A 19,459-nucleotide genomic window follows, 5' to 3' on the forward strand; every position below is an offset into this window, starting at 1 on the left:
AGGCTCATGGCGCTTTCGTCTTGACGATGCGCAGCTTCACGCCGGCCCGTTCGAGGGCTTGCGCCCGCGCATCGCCCAGGCCTTCGGTCGCCAGCACGACGTCGAAGCTGGTCAGATCGTCGAAGACATGCAGCGCGATCCTGTCGAACTTGGCATGGTCGATCAGAAGGATGCGCTTGACCGATGCGGCCATCATGGCCTGCTTGACCCGCACGACATTGGGATCCTGGATGAAGGCCGTGGTTCCGGTGATGGCCGAAGCCGAACAGATCAGCACATTGGCGCGCAGCTGCGCCACGGCGTTCTCGCAGACGATACCGATATAGGCGTTGTAGGTGTTGTGGTACTGGCCGCCGAGACAGATGAAGTCGAGTTCGTCGACATTGGTCAGCAGGGACGCCGTCGCCACGGAGTTGGTGATGACGGTCAGCGGCTTGACGTCGAGCAGCAGCGTAGCGACGGCATTGGCCGTCGAGGAATCGTCCAGCATCACCACCTGGCCGGCTTCGACATAATCGAGTGCTGCCCGCGCCAGCGCATCCTTCTCGGCCCGATTGACCGTCACCCGGTAGCGGAAAGCGCTTTCATAGAGGCCGGAAGGCTGAACCGTCACCGCACCGTGCAGCTTGCGCAGCACGCCCTGCTGCGCCAGCCGGTCGATGTGCCGGTGGATGGTCATGCGCGATACGCCGAAATGCTCGACCAGATCGTCGATGCGCACCTGGCCGAGCTTGATCACATAGTCGGCGATCTCTTCGCGTCGTTCGTCGGCCTTGATCATGCGCCTCCTCCAGTGTCTTGCCGCGCCAGCTTCTCGATCTCAGGCCAATGCGGTTCGAGCGCACCGGCTATGCGGCCATAGAGGGAAAAGCGCTCGTTGAACACGGCACTTGAGGCCGGCACAGGCTCGTATTGGCGTGCCGTCATGCCGGCCTGCCTGGCGCCCTGTTGCGGCGTCGCGAAGATGCCGACCGCGGCACCCGCGCAAAGGGCAGCACCAAAGGCCGCGGCCTCGTCGGTCGAGGTGACGGTGACCGGGGCATTCAGCACGTCGGCAAACATCTGGACGAAGGCCGGATTGCGCGAGCCGCCGCCGGTCAGGCGGATCTCGCTGATAGCAAAGCCCTCGCGCAAGGCTTCAACATGGGTGCGGTGATTGAAGGCTATGCCCTCCAGAACCGCCTTCAGCATATCGCCGCGGGTATGCCAGCCGTGCAGGCCGACAAAGCTGCCGCTGGCGACATCGCCAAAAGGGGAGCCGAACAGATAGGGATGAAACAGGATGGTCGAGGGCTTCTTCAGCGCTGCGTCGATCTCTGTTGCCAGAAACTCGTGGATCGAGCCGCCATCGACCGATGTCTTTTCCTGCTCCGAGCGGCAGAACGTGTCGAGAAACCAGTCATAATTCGCGGTCGAGGCCGGCGAGATCGCCATGTTGTTCCAGAGGCCTGCGTCGATGGCGTTGCGGCAGAACCAGCGCGGATCGACGCGCGGCTCTGACGAAACGACTTCGTTGATGGAATAGGTCCCGGCGACGATGGCGAGCACGCCCTCCTCATGGCCGCCCATGCCAAGCGCGGAGGCGGTCACGTCATGCAGTCCGCACGCGACCGGCGTTCCCTTGGCCAGGCCGGTCATTTCGGCGGCCTCGGCGGTGACGTGGCCGACGATCTCGGCGGAGTGCGCCATCGGCGGCAGCGCGTCGAACAGATCGTCCAGTCCGAAGATGCGCATCGCTTCCGGCGCGAAGGCCTGCGTGCGGAAATCCGTGAATGAGGTGCTGGCCTCGGTACGGTCGGTGCCGATCGTGCCCGACAGGCAAAAGCGCAGCCAGTCCTTGCAGGCCAGTATATGCCCGATGCGCCCATAGCGGTCGGGTTGGTTCTTCCTGATCCAGGCCAGCAGCGCCGACGGCGCCGAGACATGCGGCGCCTGGCCGGTGCGCGCCAACGCGTCTTCGAAGACCCGGTCCGCCGACCATCGTTCGACAATCTCGCCAGCGCGGCTGTCGAGCGACAGGATCCCGGGGCCTAGCGGCCGACGATCCTTGTCGAGCAAATAGAGACCGTCGCCATGCGCGGTCGCCGCCACCGCCCTGATGTCGTCCGCCGGGCGGCCACACAGCGCGATCGCTTCCTTGATTGCGTCGGCGGTCGCTTGCCAGAGACCGGCCATGTCGCGCTCCACCCAGCGCGCATGGGGCATCGATTGCGGGACCCGCCGACGCGCCACGGACAACTGCGTGCCATCGGCATCGAAGATCACCGCCTTGGTGACCGTGAGACCGTTATCGATTCCGAGCAGACTGGGCATGGTCACCGCCTCTTTCAGCGACTGGCGATGCGCACTGCAAGGCAATCCTGCAGGCTGGGACAGGGGCGACAGACATAGCGACGATCGACGAGCAGTGGTGATACAAAAGCAGTGGGTACCTTGCGGATCAAACGAACCATATCTTCATGTTAATTTAACGTCAAGATATGCGACAACTCTGTTGGCATCGATAAAATTTGGCTATCACTAGGAAACGGCTTTCTATCAAAATAACTGATTTTATTGATTTTTTTTTCGATTAAAATATCCCATTCAGATCGTTCATTCGGTCTGCGAGCACCATAGAACCGAAAGGCGCCGCGATGTTTTGGCGCTTGGCCATCGTCAGGGTAGACCAATCAGCTTGATGCCGGGAAGCAAAAGTCAGGCAGCCTTCGGACGGTGTCGGAAGCGGGCCCGAGAGCCGAGGGCGGCTTCGCAGATGCCCCCTGCTTCCCGTCAAAAGTCAGTTGCGCCTGTGAAAGTGGCTGAGGAGGTATAGGGCCCTCTAGAGTTGAGACTCGATCGGAAGACAGCGAACCAAAGTCGCCACGATACGGCGAAAAATTCCCGCTTCGGGTTCGTGGGTATAGTTCTGGAGTCTGCCTTCGTCGCACCCATGCCAGTGCAGCACATTGTTTTTCAGTTCGAGCCGATAGCTCGCTTCCGGCGATATCTCTGACTGGAAGCGGTGCCGCAGTTCAGCGACCATCTTCTCATCTTCGAAAAGCACGCCCATTTCCGAGTTCAAAGATACAGACCGCGGATCAAAATTGAAGGAGCCGACGAAGCCCGTCTTGTCGTCAATGCTGAAAGCCTTGGTGTGCAGACTGGCGCCCTTGGACCCGAATACTGAGATCTTCGGTTGCCGGCTGAAGGGTTGAAGCTCGAAAAGTTTGACGCCGTTCCTGAGCAATCGCTTGCGATAGTTCGCATAACCTCCATGCACCGCCGCGACATCCGTGGCTGCTAGGGAATTGGTCAGAACCGCGACGTCCACACCGTTGCCGACAAGGTCCGACAGGATCGCGCACCCCCTTTTGCCGGGAATGAAATAGGGCGAGACGATTTCCAGGCAAATGCGCGCCGACTGAATAATGGGGAGCAATTCCTTCATCAGCCAACTGCGACGTCTCCAGCCACGAACCTTCTCTGGGGGGTCGGAAATCACCCGAACGCGTTCCACCCAATGGACGTCGTTGCTGGCCGCGATGAACTCTGCGATGGACCCTCGATCACCAATTCCCTTCATGAGCGTTGACTCTGTACCGGCTTCGCTTCCTCCAAATAGATTGGCGCTGGTAATCTGCGTGGCCGAGCCGAGCTCAGCAATTGGCTTTGCGTCCTCGCAATTCCAAAAGGCCTCGAATATTTGGGCGGTTTGCGGCACGGCGGGACCTAGCATCAGCACGTCGAGGTCGCGGAAATTGGTTTCTGCCGCATCAAAATAGGCATCGCCAACGTTGCGCCCGCCGACGATGGCGAGGTTGTCGTCCGCGATCCACGCCTTGTTGTGCATTCTGCGAGTCAGTGCAAAAAGCCGCAGGAGAACTTCTATACTGCGCGCAATGCCGCGTGATCTGACGCCGCTCGGGTTGAACAGCTTCAGTTCGATATTTGGGTGGCTGCTCAACGCTAGATACGCAGAATCGCTCGTCCGCGGGTTGACATCATCGAGGAGCATTCGCACGTGAACACCCCGCTGAGCGGCGCGGAAAACTTCCTGCAGAAGCAGGCGCCCGGTGTGGTCGTCATGCCAGAGGTAGTACATGAGGTCGAGAGTGCGAACCGCGCTTCGTGCCGCCAAAACGCGCGCGGCGAAGGCATCATAGTTGTCCGAGATGAGCAGCAAGCCGCTCTTTCCTAACTTGGTATTGTCGTCCTTTGCTTGGGCGATGGAGACATCCATAAATTGGCTACCTGTTGACGGCGATCGAAAGCCGCCCTTGCTTAAAAAGCAAGAACCTCCGAGGGGCGATCTGGTTGCAAGGAAGCCTCCGGAGATCCTGGCAACATTCGCCTGGAGCTACTCAAAGGAATAGGTGAAGCCCTCCTTGGAGGCGCCAACCGTCACCTTCGTCATCTTTTCGCCCTCGAGCGACCGGTTCAGCACGCCGCGGCTCAATTCCGGCAGAAGCGTATTGGTCAAAATGGCATCGATCATCCGCCCGCCCGATTCGATCTCGGTGCAGCGGGCCTTGACCAGGTCCATGACGCCATCGCCGATCACCAATTCCGCATCGTTGGTCGCGCGCAGCCGGCGAGCGATCTTGGCGAACTGGTGGTGGGTGATCGCTTCGATCATCGAATCCGAGAGCGGATAGTAAGGAATGGTCACCACCCGGCCGAGAAAGGCCGCGGGGAAGACCTTTAGCAACGGGCTGCGCAGCGCGGTGTCGAGATCGTCGAGCCCTGCCCGCAGCGTGCCGTTCCTGGTCCGATCCATGATGACTTCGGAGCCGACATTCGAGGTGAGCAGGATCAGCGTGTTCTTGAAGTCGATCCTGCGGCCCTCGCTGTCGTCCATCATCCCCTTGTCGAAGACCTGAAAGAAGATTTCGTGCACGTCCGGATGCGCCTTCTCGACCTCGTCGAGCAGGATCACCGAATAGGGCTTGCGGCGGACCGCCTCGGTCAGGATGCCGCCCTTGCCGTAGCCGACATATCCAGGCGGCGCCCCCTTCAAGGTCGAGACGGTGTGCGCCTCCTGGAACTCGGACATGTTGATCGAGATCAGGTTCTGCTCGCCGCCGTAGAGCGTCTCGGCCAAGGCCAATGCGGTTTCGGTCTTGCCGACTCCCGAGGGGCCGCAGAGCAGGAACACGCCCACCGGCTTTTCCGGCGCGCCGAGCCCGGCGCGGCTGGTCTGCACGCGTTTGGCGATCATCTCCATCGCGTGATCCTGCCCGACCACGCGCTCGGACAAAGTAGCGGCGAGCTTGAGCGCCTTCTCGGTCTGGCTGGACAACATCCGTCCGGTGGGGATGCCGGTCCAGTCCTGAACGACCGCCGCCACGGCGTTGCGGTCGACCGACGGCAGAATCAGCGGCGTCTCGCCTTGCGCCTCGGCCAGTTCGGCCATCAGTTCGCGCAGCCGGGTGAGATCGGCGGTCGGATCGGGTGGAGGGGCATCGGTCGCCGCCGGTGCCTCCACATCGGCCTTGGTCGGTTTGGTCTTGGCCGGTTTGGTCTTGGGCGTTTCGCTCTTGGGCGGCAGAGCCTCAACTGCGTCCACACCTACCGTTTCGCTATTGGTCTCCGGCGCCTCCACCGCATCGAGGGGTACGCCTTCGCCGCGCAGCCTGGCGCGCAGTTCGAGTATTTCGGCAACGAGTGCCTTTTCCCGATCCCAACGCTGCTGCGCGGCGGCCAGCTTAACTTCGGTTTCGGCTAGCCCGGTGTCGACCCGCGCCTGGCGGTCAGTCACCTCGATACCGATAGCAGCCTCGCGGCCGATGATGCCGCGCTCGACCTCCAGCGCCTGGCGGCGGCGCATGATGTCCTCGACCTCGGCCGGCGTGGCGTGCTGCGATATGGCGACACGGGCGCAAGCGGTGTCGAGAAGGCTCACCGCCTTGTCAGGCAGTTGCCGCGCCGGGATGTAGCGATGCGACAGGCCGACCGCAGCCTCGATCGCCTCATCCAGTATCTGCACCTTGTGGTGCTGCTCCAGAACACCGGCCACCCCGCGCAACATCAGAACGGCCACCGCCTCCGAAGGCTCGTCGATCTTGACCACCTGGAAACGGCGGGTCAGGGCCGGATCTTTCTCGATGTGCTGCTTGTACTCGGCCCAGGTCGTTGCCGCGATCGTGCGCAGTTCACCACGCGCCAGCGCCGGCTTCAAGAGATTGGCCGCGTCGCCGGTTCCAGCCGCGCCGCCGGCGCCAATCAAGGTGTGGGCCTCATCGATGAACAGGATGACCGGCGTTTCGGACGATTGAACCTCATCGATGACCGCCTTCAGCCGCTTTTCGAACTCACCCTTCACGCTTGCCCCCGCCTGCATCAATCCGACATCGAGCATGCGCACACTGACCCCTTGCAGTGTGGGCGGCACGTCGTCCGCGGCGATGCGCAAGGCAAAGCCCTCGACCACCGCGGTCTTGCCGACCCCAGCCTCACCGGTCAGGATCGGGTTGTTTTGCCGGCGTCGCATCAGGATATCGACGATTTGCCTGATCTCCGGATCGCGGCCGACGACCGGATCGATCTTGCCGTCGCGGGCGCGCTGGGTCAGGTCGGTGGCGTATTTCGCCAGCGCCGAATCCCCGCCCGGAGGCCGCTTCGGCGTTTCGGCTGCGGCAACCGCTATGCCTGCGCCGGCTTCGAGCGAGCCCTCCATCACATCGGCGAACCGCGCGATGACCGAGGCGGCGTCGATCTTGTCAAACTCGCCGCTGATCTTGGACAGCAGGCCTTCCAGTACCGGCGTCTTCAGGCAGGCAAGGAGAATATGGGCGCTGCGGACTTCCTCGACGCCGAACTCGAGCGTCGCCAGGTTCCAGGCTTCCTGGATGGCATGGAAGATATGGTCGGAAAATTCCTCGATCGACGTTGCACCGTAGGGCAGCTTGTCGACGGCGCGGGTCATATCGGCCGTGAGCCGGCTCGCATCCACGCCCGCATCGGCGATTATCATTTGCACATCCGAACGGTCGGAAAGCACCAGCTGCTCGATGAAGTGGACGAGTTCGACGTAAGGATTACCGCGCAGTTTGGCGGTGTCGGCTGCGGCCTTGAAGGCGCGCACACCGACAGGATTGAGCTTGCCGACCAGTTCCTTGCGTTTGAAGGTCTGCGATGACCGGCGCTGTTCCATCGAACGTGCTCCTGCAATCTGCCAGTCGATAACCTGCCACATAAGCCGTCACTTGACAAAGCGCGTGGTGGACAGCGCTCCTTCCAATTGTGGAGAGTGCCTCACCACCGGATGCAAACAACCACGGAATTGTCCGCCTCCGTGTAACGCATTTCACATACAGGGTCGGCAATCTGGCCAAGGGTTTCGACACCCAAGACGCGGCCTGGTCAGCTTTCGTTAATTTTTTGAGCAGTGCTTGAATTGTGGTAAAGTACAACCGTGTGATACCGTAGGGTCACATACGGTTTAAGGGCCGATTTCTGGGGGTTGGTGTGATTGATGTCGCACTCTGGCTTGCTCCGCTCGACGGTGGAAATCCGTCAGGGGAGGATTTGCGCAACGACCCGGCTTTTCATGAGCTGGAGCGCCTGACGGAACCTGAGATCAAGGTCGTCCACGACGGCCAAAACAAACCCGCCTCGCAAAGCACCATTCCGGTCGACTGGCCTGCGGTTCTGGCTAAGGCGGAGGAATTGCGCGCGCATGGCCGGGATCTACGCCTGCTTGTCGTCGTCACGCGCGCGCTGGCCAATGAAGAAGGACTGGCCGGGCTCGCGCAGGGGCTGACCCTTATCGCGCAGACCTTCGATCAGCATTGGGAGACCCTGCATCCGGCACTGCGGCCCAACGCTTCGCCACGCGATGCCGCCTTGCGCCGTATCAACGCGCTGCTCGACCTCCAGAATGGTCAGGAGGGGTTGTTGGCGAACTTGCGGCAAATGACGTTCTTTGCGCCGCGTGCAATCGGCCCGATTCAGGGCAAGGATCTGGAAAAGGGTGCGCTCGACGACCGTGTCATGCTCCAGGAAGCCGCCTCGGGATTGAATGCGGCAGAAAAGGCCGCATTGGTCAGTGCGCACGGACAATTGTTGAACCGGGTGCGTGCCGGATGTGCGGCACAGATGGATCAAGCCAAGGCAGAGATGGTCTTGCTCGTCGCCGACGCCCGGGCAGCGATCGCGGCCCTTGATTCGGTCGAGACCGCTCTCAACGCCCGTCTCGAGGGCGGCACCGCTCCTGTTCCGGAATTGAAACGGTTTCTGCAGCGTTTGCTGACGACCCTCGAACGGAATTCGGCAGCGGGCGCCGTGGCGAATGGCGCGGCCAAGCCGCCCACGCTGGCAGAACCGGCAACGCCTGCTCGAAACGGTCATGGAGCCGATACTATGGCAAATGCGGCAAGCTACGCGGACTCGAGCACGGAGCTTCCCGACCGGATTTCCTCGCGCGACGACGTGGTGAAATGCCTCGACCTCGTCGTCGCCTTCTATGACCGCACCGAACCGTCGAGCCCTATACCGCACCTGGCGCGGCGTGTGCGCCGGATGGTGCATATGGATTTCGTTGAACTGATGGAAGATCTCGCCCCGTCGGGATTGAAGGAATTCCGGCTCCTTGCCGGCGTTCCCGATGTCAAGAAGACGGCTCAGAAGGATGAAAGGTAACAACACATGCCAGCCGAAAGCAAAGCGAAGGTCATCGAACGAAACCGCGCGCCGCGGGTGCAGATCGCCTACGACGTGGAAACCTACGGCAGCCCGACGACGATCGAACTGCCGTTCGTCATGGGCGTGATGGCCGACCTTTCCGGTGCTTCGCAAACCAAGGAAGCGTCAAAGTCGGTGCTGGACCGCTCCTTTGTCGAGACCGACGCGAACCGTTTCCCCAAGTTCATGGAGGCGCTCGGACCCCGCGTCAAAGCCCGCGTGAAGAATACGCTGCCGCAGGCCGAAGGCCAGGAGCGCGACAAGGAACTGGCGCTCGATCTTACATTTTCCAGGATGGGCGATTTCGCCCCGGACAAGATTGCCGAGCAAGTTCCGCAACTGGCCGAGATCCTCAAGATGCGTCGCCAGCTCGAGGAGCTGCTTGGCTTCATGGATGGCCGCGTCGACGCCGAAAAACGCATCGCGCAACTTCTGAACAACGAACCGCTTCTTGGCAAGATCGCCAGCCAGGCACTGGCCGACGACGACAAGGCAGGGGAGTAAATCATGGCCGAACAGCAAAAGACCGCCGCCGTCGCCGCCGAGGCCGAAGCCATAGACCTTGGAGAATTCAGCGGGCTCCTCGAGAAGGATTTCAAGGTCAAGAAGGACGACAGCGAGAAGCTGCAGCAGCTCGTGCGCAATCTCGCACTCGCGGCACAGTCCCGTTCCGATACCACCACCATCTCGTCCAATGCGATCAAGTCGATCAAGTCGCTGATCGCGGGCATCGACAAGATGCTGACGACACAGGTCAACGAGATCCTGCACGCGCCCGAAGTGCGCGAAATGGAAGGCACATGGCGCGGCCTTTGGTATCTCATCAACAACACCGAGACGGATCAGAAGCTGAAGATCCGGGTGATGAACATCTCCAAGGAGCAACTGGCCGACACGCTCGAAGACTATGAAGGCCAGATGTGGGACCAGAGCCCGATCTTCAAGAAAGTCTATACGGACGAGTATTCGATGCTTGGCGGCGAGCCGATCGGCTGCGTGATTGGCGCCTACGAATTCTCGAACCACCCGCGCGACGTCGGTCTGCTGCGCAACATCTCCGGCATCTGTGCTTCGGCGCACACGCCGTTTATCGCAGCCGCCTCGCCGCGCCTGTTCCGCATGGACAGCTGGCAGGAATTGCCGAACCCGCAAGATCTGCAGCAGATCGTCTCCAACCCGGCCTATGCCTCGTGGCAGTCGCTGCGCGAGAGCGAGGACGCGCGCTACATCGGCTTGACCATGCCGCGCGTTCTGGCGCGGCTGCCATATGGCACGGATACCGTTCCGGTGAAGGGCTTCACCTTCGAGGAAGAGGTGCAGGGCGATCACAACAAATATGTCTGGATGAACGCCGCCTTCCCGATGGGCGTGAACATAAACCGCAGCCACAAGCTCTATGGCTGGGGCACGCAGATCCGCGGCGTCGAGAATGGCGGCACGGTCCTCAACCTGCCGGTACACAGCTTCCCGACCGACGACGGGTCGATCGCGATGAAATGTCCGACGGAAGTCGCCATCGACGACCGACGCGAAGCGGAACTGGCCAAGCTTGGTCTGATGCCGATCCTGCATCGAAAGAATACCGATCTCGCGGCCTTCATCGGCGCACACTCACTGCAGGACGACGAGACGCGGGCGGGACGGCTGGTCGACCCCGACGCGCAGTCCAATGAGCGGCTGAGCGCCAACCTGCCCTATCTCTTCCCGGTCTCGCGCTTTGCGCATTACCTCAAGGCCATCGCGCGCGACAAGGTCGGCTCGTTCAAAGAGCGCTCCGACATGCAGATCTGGCTGACCGAATGGATCAACCGATACGTGCTGGCCAACCCGGCCTTTGCCGACGACAAGGCGCGCGCCAAGCGCCCGCTTGCCGCGGCCGAGGTTCAGGTGGACAGCGTCGAGGGGCGGCCGGGCTACTACAACGCCCGCTTCTATCTGCGCCCGCATTACCAGCTCGAAGGCATCAATGCCTCGCTCCGACTGGTGTCGGAACTGCCGTCCGTGAAGACTTGATTTACAGCAACACCATCTTGGTTTTTTGAAAGCGGTGGAGAAAGACAATGCCCACAGGTACGAAGATTGATGGCTTTCTGAAAGTTCCGGATATCAAGGGCCCAAGCGCTCGAGACGGCCACGAGGATGAAATCGAAATCCACGGGGTCGATTACAAGATAGTCGCGCCATACGATCCGAATTCGCTCTCGCGCCGCGGCCGCGTCTCCTTGGGCATGATCAAGTTCACCAAGCACTACGACAAGTCGTCGCCCTATTTGAAGAAAGCACTGTTCGAGAACAAGGCGCTGGACGAAGTGGTGTTCTCGGCACGCCGGACCATCGACGGCGAGACCAAGGATTACCTGGTCGTCACGCTGACCGACGCCTCGATCATGGAATACGACATGTCGCAGGCCGAGGATGAGGAAGACCTGATCGAGGAAGAGGTCAGCTTCGCCTACAAGAAGATCAAGTTCGTCTATGACGGCAATGACGAAATCGAAATGGATGTCTATGTCGGCAAGTGAGGGCCGGCTGCCCGACGCGGACAAGCTGCAGGTTACCGCTGGTTCGCGAGCAAAACGCGAAGCGGTCCAGCCCTCTCTCTGGGACCGCCTCGTAAACGACCTGCCGGGCATGACCTCCGAGATAGACGGGCTGCGCCAGGCCTTGCAGGACGAGCTCGGCGCGGACCGGCTGGAGAGCCTGGCTGCGGGCAGCGCGCGGCTCATCGATGCCGATGCGGAGTTGACGGCCGATCAGAAGCGGCGCCTGCACCGCCTGGCCTTTCAGACCCAGCACCGCGCGGAGATGGAAAGCCGCGGCGTGGTCGTGTCGGCCCGCGTGCTCCGGGAGGCCGTGCGGCGCGACATCGAGGCCCTGTTCAACACCGAGCGTTTCGAGGCTGTCCCGCTTCTTTCCGATCTCGAAAGCGAGCAGGCAGCGGACAACCCGCCGTCGCTCGCCGATTTCCCGGAGGTGCGCCGAAGCGTGATCAACTACGGCGTACCCTCCTTCTCGGGCCGTTCCTCCCGCGACTTTGATCGCGAGGCGCTGGCGCGCGAGATCCGCTCGGTGCTTGCAACGTTCGAGCCACGCCTCAAGGAAAGTACGACGAAGGTCACGGTGACGCTTGGTGACAAGAGCGTGGGTTTGAAGATCGAGATTGACGCGGTGCTGATCATGACGCCGACGCCGGAACGCATGCGCCTGCGCACCACGATCAATCTCGATAACGGCTTGGCGCGGACCGAATTTAGGGAGGCCTGAGATGGATCGGGTCTTCGTGGAATATTACGAGGAGGAACTGACCCATATCCGTGCGCTGGCGGCGGAATTCGCCGACCTGCATCCGGCGGTGGCGCGCAATCTCTCGCTCGACACGGTGCCGTGTCCGGATCCGTATGTCGAGCGGTTGCTTGACGGCGTCGCTTTCCTGGCGGCGCGCACCCGGCTGAAAGTCGATGCCGAACGCTCGCGGTTTTCACGCAGCGTGCTGGATGTCCTTTATCCCGATCTCGTCACGCCGGCGCCGGCAACGGCGATGGTGGTGCTGAAACCCGGCCAGCAGGTCCAGACGATGGTTGCCGGCCATGTCGTCAAGCGCAACACCCGGCTGGTCTCCGGTCTGCAGCCCGGCCTTTCGACGCGCTGCACCTTCACCACCGCCCAGGACATCACGCTGTGGCCGATAGCGGTCACTTCGGTAAGTTATTTTCAAGATCGCAGCGCGCTGGCGGCGGCGGGCATAGTGCCGATCGGCGGTGTGGCCGGCGAGGCGGCGCTCCGCATCGTGCTGGCCCGAACCGGAAAAGGCAGGCTCGACGAACTGTCGCTCGACCGGCTTGATCTCTACTTTGCCGGGCGCACCAAGGCGCCCCTGCTGTTCGACGCGATCTTCGGCGCTTGCTCGGCCGTTGGCGCACGCGCGGAAGGCAAAACCAATCCCCTGTCGCCCTTGCCGGAACCCGAAATGATCGGCATCAGCGACGACGAGTCGCTGATGCCTCGTACCCGTCCGACATTCGAGGGGTACCGTCTGCTGCGCGAATATTTCATGATGCCCGAGCGCTTTCACTATGCGCGGGTTTCCGGGCTGCAGCCCGTCGTGCGCCGATGCACGGCCGGGCTCGAGATCATCTTCATGTTCAGGCGTCCAGTGCCCGAGCTTGCCGATTTGACACAGGCCGATTTCGAGCTTTTCGCAACGCCGATCATCAATCTCTTCGAGCGTGAGTGCAACGTCATCGAGCTTGATCCGCGCAGGACGCGCCAGGTTCTGCATGCCGACCGAACGCGGGCGCGCGACTTCGAAATCTATCGGGTGATCCGCGTGGAGGATGCCGACACCGGGGGCAGCGATGCTGAAATTCCGGAGCTCTTCAGCCTGGGTCAGAATCGTGGCAGCGGCTGGGTCTACTCCACCGAGCGGCGCCCCCGTCGCGCGACGGAAGACGAGCGGCGCGACGGGCTGACCCGCACCTCCTACGCGGGGGACGATGTTTTCCTGGCAATTTCACGTCCGGTGGAAAGCCCGGCTAACCGGTCGTTGAAGCGTGTCGACATCGTGGCGCTTTGTACCAATCGCGATCTGCCGATCCTCGATGACAATCCCACCTTGACGCTGGAGGCCGGCGACCCGGTCGAAACGGTGCGGCTTCTCGGTGCGTTGCGTCCGCCTCGCCCGGCCATCCCGGCGGCGCTGCCTTTGGGCGCTGCGGGCGAATCGCGCGCCGACAATCTCGCCTGGCGGCTGGTGGCGCAACTGGCGCTCAACTTTCTCAGCCTTGCCAAGGAAGGCCGCGGCGTCGATCCGCTGCACGCGCTGCTTGATCTTTATGCCGACCGGGGAGATCCGAGCCTTGCCCGCAACGTGCATTCGATCGTTCGCATCGACTCGCGGTCGGTCATCGAACGGCTGCAGATCGACGGACCGATGTGCTTCGGACGCGGCACGGAAGTGACATTGCATGTCGACCAGTCGGTCCTGGCAGGGCAAAGCACATTGCTGCTTTCGGCCTTGCTGGCGCGGCTTTTTGCCCGTCATGCCGGAATAAACGGCTTTGTGCGAACCCGCACACGGCTGCTGCAGAAGCAGGAGGATGTGCCATGGCCGATGACGCCCGGCAATCGCTACCTGATCTAGACACATTCGACCCGAACCAGGCCGAGGCGCTGTCCGAGACGTTCGACTTCTTCGAGCTGTTGCGCCGGCTCGAACGGAAGGGCGGGCTGTTCGGCTATTCCGGCCCGCCGGAACGCGAGCCGGCAAGGCTCGGACAGCATGTGCGTCTCAGCTTTTCGGCCAGGGACGTGGTTGAATTCCGCGAAGCCAAGGACAAGGCTCCGGCCAGGGTCACGGTTGCAAATCTCGGCCTGATGGGACCCGAAGGTCCGCTGCCGCTGCATCTGACACGCTGGGTGCTCGATCGTCTGTCGCAGCGCTGGTTCACCGGCGCCGATGCCCGGCAGACCAGCGACACGACATTCTTGGACTTCGTCAACATTCTGCAGCACCGCATGATCGCCCTGTATTATCGGGCATGGGCGGATGCGCATCCGGCTGTACAGGTCGAACGCGCGGTCGGTGGGCGTGTTCGCGCCATGCTTGAAGCCATGGCGGGAATAGGCCTTCCGGGCACCCAGAACATCGATCTCGATGCGGTGAAGCTTCGCCAGGCAGCTTCGCTCGCCAGCCAGGTCGACGGCCCGGAACGGCTGACGCTGTTCCTGGCGGAAGCGTTCAAGGTGCCGGTTCAGATCAAGGAGTTCATCGCCGCCTGGATAACCATCCCAGCCGGGCTCCAGACCCGCCTAGCAAAAGCCTATGCTGGGCTCGGCCGGGGGGCGACGATCGGCCCGCGCGTTTTTAACCGCCAAAGCAGGATCGAACTCCGTGTCGGCCCGCTGGGGTACGAGGACTTCAAGTCGTTCCTGCCCGGTGGCCGGAGACTCAAACTGTTCAAGCAAGCCGTTCGCGACATGGTCGGGGAATCGCTCGACGTCGATCTGCGCATCGTGCTTGCGCGTGAAGCGGTGCCGCCGCCCTGTATCGGAGCGGTACAGCTCGGCCGGACCGCCTGGCTTGCGCGGCCCGCTGAAAGGGGCGATGCTGACGACATGCGGCTGCGCACGATCGTCGGATGGCGGCCGGAAATGGCGGGGGTCGCGGCATGAGCCTGCTGCTGACGCTGGAGCAAGGGCCACGCACCCAGGCGGTACGGCAGACCCGGCTGGACGAGGGCGAGCTGGTGATCGGCCGCAGCGTCGACGCAGGCTGGCAGATCGACGATCCCGACATGTTCGTTTCGCGGGCTCATTGCAGGATCTCGGGCGGGCGAGATGGATATTTCGTCACCGATACATCAAGCAGTGGATTGTTCATAAACGACTCCGACAGCCCGCTCGGCGCCGGCAAGTCGACACGCCTTCAAAGCGGCATGCGGCTAAGACTGGGCGACTACGTCGTCTATGTCGATCTGCAGACGCCAAGCGCCCAAGCACCCGCAGCCGGCCAGCCGGTTCCGGAACGCCTACCACCGACATCCCGAGCGCCGGTGAGCATCGGCCGCGACGACTTCTTTTCCGCCACGGTCGAAGAAGAGCCGCGACGGCCACGTCCAGCGGATCTGCCGAACCCGTTCGAACAGCCGGTTCCAGGCGCGTTCGAGCGTGCCTCCGGCCAGCGCAGTTCGCCTGCTTTCGATGACCCGTTCAGCCTCGATCCGGTCTCAACGCCTGTGTCGAAAAATGCCGCTCCTTACCTCGAACCGGGTGGCACGGCGAATCAGGCGGACCCATTCGGCCTCGACCCCGTGCCGTCCGCCAGCCGCGGAGCCGAACCCGCTCATCGAAAGCCGTCCGATTTCAATGATGATTTTGGTTTCGGATCAGCCGCGGCGCCCGGTTCGGCAAACGGCACCGGCTCGGCCGGACAGCGCGAGCGCGTCGCCCAACGACCACAATCCGCCAATCCCTGGGATTTGCCTGCGCAAGCGGCTGACGTCCCGCCGCCAGCGCGGACAGGCGCCGCTGCCAAACCCGCCCGCCTGCCGGCTGCGGCGCAGCTGGGGGACATGGCGCTTCGTTCCGCATTCCTGCACGGCATGGGTGTCGAGGAGGCCGATTTCCCCGGGCGCGACAGCATTGCGGAAATGGAGAAGTTTGGCCGCGAATATCGGCTTATGATGGAAGGCCTGATGCAGCTTCTGCGCAAGCGGGCCGAGGAAAAGGGAAACGCGCGCGTCGCCCAGACCGTGGTCGGGGCTTCCGAAGTCAATCCGCTCAAGTTTCTGCCGACGGTCGACGACGCCATCGTCACGCTTCTCGCCGAGCGCAGCCCCGGATTTCTCGCCGGCGAAGCGGCAATCGCGGATGCGGTTCGCGATCTCGCACAACATCATGTGCGCGCCTGGCGCGGCGTACAGGGCGCCTTGCGGCGGATGATTGACCGTTTTGACCCGGCAGCGATCGAGGAAGAGCTGAAATCCAATTCCGCGATCGGCACCCTGCTTTCGGGCGGGCGCGGCGCCAAGCTGTGGGAGCTTTACCAGAAACGCCACCGTGACATCGCCGAGAGCGCGGAAAAAAGCTTCCTGGGTGAAATCGGCGCTGATTTTCGGGATGCATATGAGGAGGAGTGAGACATGATCGATCGACGCGAATTCGTCATTGCCTTGGGTGCAACCGGGCTGCTTACGGCTTGCCAGAGCGGTCCGCCAAAACCATCCGTGATCACCGTCAACGTGACTGGGGGGGCCGGCATGAACCCGGGACCAGGCGGCGGCGACCGGCCTGTGACGGTCCTCGTGATGCGGCTGCGCAGCACCGGCAAGTTCAATTCCGCCGACTACTTTGCCCTGCAGGGGGATGCCGGCTCCGCGTTGGCAGGCGATCTTATCGGGTCAGACCAGATCGCCGTCGGGCCGGGAAAATCCGCGTCCAAGACCTTCACCGTCGAGCCGGATGCGACGGCACTGGGCTTCGTTGCACTGATCCGCGAGCCTACTGGCAGGAACTGGCGGACGACCAAGTCGGTATCATCGGGATCAAAGTTCACAGTCAACGTCACGCTTGGCAGCGGCGGCATTTCCGCCTAGCGGCCAGGGCAAGGGGAGCTCAATGCAGAGAGTAGTGGCATGAGCGATGCAAACAGGGTGCTGTGGTCCGAAGGGCTTTTCCTCCGGACCCAGCATTTCCAGCAGCAGGATCGCTTTTTCGAGGCGACGGTGCGCGGCGCGTTGCAGGCTGGGCAGTTGCATACGTTCGGCTTTCAGCAACTGACGCTGGATCAGGCATTGCTGGAGGCCGGCCAGATCTCGATCCTGTCGGCACGGGGCATCTTTCCGGACGGCACACCTTTCTCCATTCCAGACTTGATGGACGCGCCGCGACCACTGCTGGTCACCCCAGACACGGGCGCCGGGCCGGTGCTGGTTGCCTTGCCGCTGGAGCCTCCGGGCGGTGTCGGTTTCGATCCGGCACACGCCGCCGCCTCGGGAGCTCGCTATCACGGGCGGATCGTTTCGGTGCGAGACGCTGTCCAGGGCGGTTCAGACCCTGAAGAAATCGAGATCGCCCGTCCGCAGGCGCTGCTGCTTGCACCCGGCAAGTCGATCGGTGGCTACACAGCCTTGCCGATAGCCGACCTCAAGGGCGTTCGAGCCGATGGCGGCGTCTCCGTGGACGAGGCCTTCCTGCCGCCGACACTGATCACCGGCGCGGTTGCGTGGTATCGGCAATTGCTTCTGGAGGTTGTCACGGGCCTCGACCAGATCGCCGAGGCGCATGGCAAGATGGTGATGGGCGGGCCTGGGCGCAGCGTCGAAGATCTGCTGATGCTCAATCTCGCCAATGCCGCGCGTCCGCGGCTGGCCCACATGCTGGCGCAGGATGTCTTCCATCCGGCCGAGCTCTACCTGGAACTTGCCGGGCTCGCCGGTTCGATGGCGACCTACGGATCGAGCGCGCGGCGGCTGGGCGAGTTGCCCGCCTACGATCACATGGCGCCAGGCCCCGCCTATTCGGCGCTGGCGGATGCGCTGCGCTCGCTCATCCTCAGCCTGCGTTACATCGAGCCGAAATCGCGTGCGCTGCCTGTCATGCGGCATTCGACCAATGTCTGGAAAATCCGCATCGACAACCCGAAGCTGCTGGTGGCCAGCCGGATCGTCATCCGGGTTGGTTCGGAGCTGTCGGAGGACGCGCTGCGCAAGATCTTCGTCAATCAGGCGACTGTCGGCTCGGCCGATCAGTTCGAGGGCCTGTGGAAATCGCGGTTACCCGGCATTCCGCTGAAACCGCTTCATTCCCAGCCGCGCGAGATCCCTTACGATGGCGATCGGCTGTGTCTCGAGCTTGACCAGAAAAGCGAGCACTGGGCGTCGCTGCTCGATGCTCCCGGCTTCGTCATCGGCGTTTCGGGTGTGTTGCCAAGCGAGCCGCAGGTGGACTGCTATTCGGTGAACAGGTGAGATCATGAGCCGCGATGATCCGTTCGGACTGTCGGACGATCGCGAACGCACCCGCATACGATTGACCGGCGCGCCGATGCCGCGACCCATGGCGCCACTCTTGCCGGGCGCGGCGGTAAAGCGGTCTCGCACCCACCCGAACGCGCTTGTCAACGCATTCGCGCCCTTGCTCGAATTCGCTCCCGAGCTTGAAAGCGCGCTGCCGCCGGAGAATCCGGAAGCGTTGCGCACCCGATTGCTCGAAGAACTGGTGCGGGCACGCGACATGGCAATGTCGACGGGGTCCTCGATGGAGCGGGCCGACCAGGCGGCCTGGGTCGTGGCTGCGTTGCTCGACGATCTGGCTTTGAACACGCCATGGGGCGGGGCCAGCGCCTGGCCGCGGCAGCCGCTTGTGGTCATGCTGCGCGGCGACGTCGATGCCGGAACGCAGTTCTTCACGCGTCTCGACGAACTGGAACGCCATCCCAACCGCGATCGCGAATTGCTGGAACTGCAGTATGATTGCATGGCGCTCGGCTTCCGCGGCAAATATCGCGTGCCTGGGCGGTCAGGCGACCGCTCGCTCAATGCCGTTCGCGTGGCGGCGGCACGCTTCCTGCGCGATGCCGACGCCGAAGGCGCGCCACTGTCGCCAAACTGGAAGGGCGTGATCGCATCCGACGAGCCGCAGCGCTTCATCGTTCCGATCTGGGTCATGGCGCTCGGTGCGGCGGTTGTTGCCACGGCAATCCATATCGGGCTCTCGATGGGACTGAGCAGCCAGGCGGTCGAGCTTTCCGCACTTGTGCGCACCTTGCCGCCGCCTGCACGCGGCGACATCAGCCGTACGTCGCCTAAGGTCGAGGCCCCGCCACCGGAGAAAGTGGATTTTGCACTGTTGCCGGAATTTCAGGCCGGAGCCCCGGCCGACCTCAGATCCGCCCTCAGCGGGACCGAGAGCGTTTCGCTGGCCAAGCTGATCATCCAGGCCTCCAACCCCGAACTGTTCCAGTCGTCGCGGCCACAACTGACCGAAGGCTTCGAGCCTCTGATCGGTTCGATCGCCAAGGTGATCCTTGCCAATCAGGAGCTGATCGGAAACATCACGGTGATCGGTCATACGGACGGCGTTCCTCTGCAGAAGACCAATCCGCTGTCGACCAACCAGCGACTGTCCGAGGCTCGCGCCCAGACGATTGCCGACATGCTGGTCCAGAACGGAGTGCCACAAGACCGCATCCGATCCGAGGGCCGCGCGGCCACCGATCCTGTTGCCAGCGACAGCACGCGCCAGGGGCGAGCCTTGAACCGCCGCGTCGAGGTGCTTGTCGAAAAGAGGCTGTGAG

15 protein-coding genes are annotated in these 19,459 nt (G+C 62.6%); 11 read left to right on the forward strand and 4 right to left on the reverse strand.

All coding sequences use genetic code 11. The annotated features are described in order from the left end of the window. Positions 1–4 precede the first annotated feature (4 nt). From ACZ89F_RS21330 to tssH, 4 genes are all read right to left on the reverse strand, one after another. The gene (locus ACZ89F_RS21330) at positions 5–781 is read right to left on the reverse strand and encodes a DeoR/GlpR family DNA-binding transcription regulator (protein WP_378978225.1); all 777 of its coding nucleotides are present in this window, start codon (positions 779–781) and stop codon (positions 5–7) included. Next, complete coding sequence (locus tag ACZ89F_RS21335) at positions 778–2,313, reverse strand: FGGY-family carbohydrate kinase (protein ID WP_476093959.1); 1,536 nt, start codon at positions 2,311–2,313, stop codon at positions 778–780. Before ACZ89F_RS21335 ends, ACZ89F_RS21330 begins: the two co-directional genes overlap by 4 nt. Before the next feature lie 508 nt (positions 2,314–2,821). Continuing rightward, complete coding sequence (locus ACZ89F_RS21340) at positions 2,822–4,222, reverse strand: phospholipase D family protein (RefSeq protein WP_476093960.1); 1,401 nt, start codon at positions 4,220–4,222, stop codon at positions 2,822–2,824. A 117-nt stretch (positions 4,223–4,339) separates the two neighbouring features. Further along, on the reverse strand, positions 4,340–7,135 hold the full coding sequence (gene tssH / locus ACZ89F_RS21345) for a type VI secretion system ATPase TssH (protein WP_476093961.1): 2,796 nt from the start codon (positions 7,133–7,135) through the stop codon (positions 4,340–4,342). A gap of 314 nt (positions 7,136–7,449) precedes the next feature. Between tssH and tssA the strand changes: the two genes are divergently transcribed. Genes tssA through icmH form a run of 11 tightly spaced genes read left to right on the forward strand, consistent with a single transcriptional unit; the run spans position 7,450 to position 19,458 of the window. After that, the gene (tssA, locus tag ACZ89F_RS21350; protein WP_476093962.1) at positions 7,450–8,622 is read left to right on the forward strand and encodes a type VI secretion system protein TssA; all 1,173 of its coding nucleotides are present in this window, start codon (positions 7,450–7,452) and stop codon (positions 8,620–8,622) included. Positions 8,623–8,628: 6 nt separating this feature from the next. Further along, positions 8,629–9,168, forward strand: a complete 540-nt coding sequence (gene tssB, locus ACZ89F_RS21355) for a type VI secretion system contractile sheath small subunit (RefSeq protein WP_476093963.1) — start codon at positions 8,629–8,631, stop codon at positions 9,166–9,168. A gap of 3 nt (positions 9,169–9,171) precedes the next feature. Beyond that, positions 9,172–10,677 (forward strand): type VI secretion system contractile sheath large subunit, encoded by a 1,506-nt coding sequence (tssC, locus tag ACZ89F_RS21360; RefSeq protein WP_027035515.1) that lies wholly within the window; start codon positions 9,172–9,174, stop codon positions 10,675–10,677. Positions 10,678–10,724: 47 nt separating this feature from the next. Beyond that, complete coding sequence (locus ACZ89F_RS21365; protein ID WP_109661618.1) at positions 10,725–11,186, forward strand: Hcp family type VI secretion system effector; 462 nt, start codon at positions 10,725–10,727, stop codon at positions 11,184–11,186. Further along, complete coding sequence (gene tssE / locus ACZ89F_RS21370) at positions 11,173–11,928, forward strand: type VI secretion system baseplate subunit TssE (RefSeq protein ID WP_476097328.1); 756 nt, start codon at positions 11,173–11,175, stop codon at positions 11,926–11,928. Before ACZ89F_RS21365 ends, tssE begins: the two co-directional genes overlap by 14 nt. Before the next feature lies 1 nt (position 11,929). Beyond that, the gene (tssF, locus tag ACZ89F_RS21375) at positions 11,930–13,804 is read left to right on the forward strand and encodes a type VI secretion system baseplate subunit TssF (protein ID WP_476093964.1); all 1,875 of its coding nucleotides are present in this window, start codon (positions 11,930–11,932) and stop codon (positions 13,802–13,804) included. Further along, positions 13,768–14,835, forward strand: a complete 1,068-nt coding sequence (gene tssG / locus ACZ89F_RS21380; protein WP_476093965.1) for a type VI secretion system baseplate subunit TssG — start codon at positions 13,768–13,770, stop codon at positions 14,833–14,835. Before tssF ends, tssG begins: the two co-directional genes overlap by 37 nt. Beyond that, positions 14,832–16,301 carry a type VI secretion system-associated FHA domain protein TagH gene (gene tagH, locus ACZ89F_RS21385; RefSeq protein WP_476093966.1) on the forward strand — a complete coding sequence of 490 codons (1,470 nt, stop codon included), beginning with the start codon at positions 14,832–14,834 and terminating at the stop codon, positions 16,299–16,301. Before tssG ends, tagH begins: the two co-directional genes overlap by 4 nt. 3 nt (positions 16,302–16,304) lie before the next feature. Continuing rightward, positions 16,305–16,757: a type VI secretion system lipoprotein TssJ gene (gene tssJ, locus ACZ89F_RS21390; RefSeq protein ID WP_476093968.1), complete on the forward strand. Its 453-nt coding sequence runs from the start codon at positions 16,305–16,307 to the stop codon at positions 16,755–16,757. Positions 16,758–16,796: 39 nt separating this feature from the next. Further along, the gene (gene tssK, locus ACZ89F_RS21395) at positions 16,797–18,131 is read left to right on the forward strand and encodes a type VI secretion system baseplate subunit TssK (RefSeq protein WP_476093970.1); all 1,335 of its coding nucleotides are present in this window, start codon (positions 16,797–16,799) and stop codon (positions 18,129–18,131) included. 4 nt (positions 18,132–18,135) lie between these two features. Next, on the forward strand, positions 18,136–19,458 hold the full coding sequence (gene icmH / locus ACZ89F_RS21400; RefSeq protein ID WP_476093972.1) for a type IVB secretion system protein IcmH/DotU: 1,323 nt from the start codon (positions 18,136–18,138) through the stop codon (positions 19,456–19,458). Position 19,459 lies beyond the last annotated feature (1 nt).

The organism is Mesorhizobium sp. USDA 3734, from assembly GCF_056279665.1.